The 1,769-nt window shown below is 44.3% G+C and carries 1 pseudogene; it reads right to left on the minus strand.

Annotated features, from left to right (window positions below):
- Positions 1 to 81 precede the first annotated feature (81 nt).
- Positions 82 to 1,338, minus strand: a pseudogene (ltrA, locus tag H9631_RS22065) (group II intron reverse transcriptase/maturase).
- Between the last annotated feature and the right edge of the window lie 431 nt (positions 1,339 to 1,769).

Consider the following 1,769-nt stretch of genomic DNA (forward strand, 5'->3'; position numbering starts at 1 on the left):
AATCGAGTAGGAGGGAGTGATTAACTCCCGTCCTCTCACACCACTCGTACATACCGTTCGGTATACGGCGGTTCGAAAGTTTTATAAAATCAAATTAGTTATGGATTTAAGCTTTAAGTCTTCCCAATATAGATTGTTCAGTGCTTGGTGTATAATCGGATTGTTAGATAAACGCCAATAACCCTTTCGGGTATTTGCGCATTTCCATGCGTCTGCTGGCTTTATACTTAATTTCTTTAGCTCTCGGTATTTTGTTGAGAGCTTTTTCCATTCCTTCCATCTGCACGCTCGCAATCTACGTCTGATGTGAGCGTCCATTTTCATGGCGTATGTTTTGATGTCGCCAATCTTGAAATAGTTACTCCACCCCTGAACCAGTTGGTTCAGCTTATAGATCCTGTATTCCATGCTGACGCTCCAGTTGCGGTTGGTGAGTCGACGAACTTTTGCTTCAAATTTCGTCTTGCTCTCCTTCGGCACATACACTCTCGTTTGTTTTCTCATGCGGTAAAAAACTCACGCCTAAGAATGTACGTGCTATCGGCTTTCCCACAGCGCTTTTCTCCTCGTTCACCTTTAGCTTTAGTTTCTTTTCAATGAATTCCGTTATCCCTTGTTTTACTCTTTCACCTGCGCGCGGACTTTTAACGTAGATAGTACAATCATCCGCATAACGGACGAACCTATGCCCTCGCTTTTCGAGTTCTTTATCTCAGTTAACATGATATTGCTTAGTAAAGGGCTTAATGGACCACCTTGTGGTGTTCCTTCTTTATTTACCGAAACCACTCCGTTTTCCATGATTCCTGCTTGGAGGAATTTACGAATAAGCTTCAATGTGACTTTGTCCTGGATGACTTTTGCGACAAGAGACATCAGTTTGTCATGTTGTACTTTATCGAAGAACTTTTCCAAGTCAATGTCAACGACATAACGGTAACTTTCATCAATATAGGTTCTCGCCTTTTCGATTGCCTGTTGGGCGCTCCTTTGCGGACGAAAACCGTAACTGTGATCACTGAAGGTTTGTTCAAAGATTGGCGTTAAGATTTGAACGACTGCCTGTTGGATGACCCGATCCGTGACAGTTGGAATGCCTAATTTGCGCTTCCCACCATTATCCTTCGGGATTTCCACGCGACGGACTGGGGATGGTGAATATCTTCCCGTTTCAATCAGCTTGATAATTCGGCTTCCCTCTTCTTTCAAGTATTGGCGTGTTGCCTCTATATCTTTCGCATCGACACCGGCAGCACCTTTGTTTCGTTTAACCCTCTTGAAAGCTTCGTTTAGGTTATCCCGATGGGTGATGAGATAGATCAATCCATTTGATTCCATATGATTCCATGATATAGGTATGCACACAACTGACTCCGCTCTGATACGATTTCCGACATTTTCCGAACGCCTCCTATATCGCACAGTCTAACGATTGGCTGCTTCATTGCCAGCGGGTAATCTTCCTGTTCATGTTCTCTCCTTTCGTTCAGTCCTTCCCTCCCATTCGTGAGGTACTATGACGTCTGCTGACTTCTGATGGTTCAGCTATCTATCGCTAGATAGGTTCCTTTATAAGATATCCATCAGACCTCCCGGGGTAAGTTCATCCACTTTCTCCTCATCTATCTGCCGCATTTATTCCTGTTCCTTCCGGGGATATTTGGGGCTTTGTTTTGTTTGGCAAACTCGCCCAGAAACAGAAACCTCGAATGTGGTTCGTGTACCTCAGACCGAGGATTTGCCTCCGACTTCCTTCAGATTCCACGTCA

Origin of the sequence: Bacillus norwichensis, assembly GCF_014836955.1 — a bacterium.
GTDB classification, from domain to species: Bacteria; Bacillota; Bacilli; order Bacillales; family Bacillaceae_C; genus Siminovitchia; species Siminovitchia norwichensis.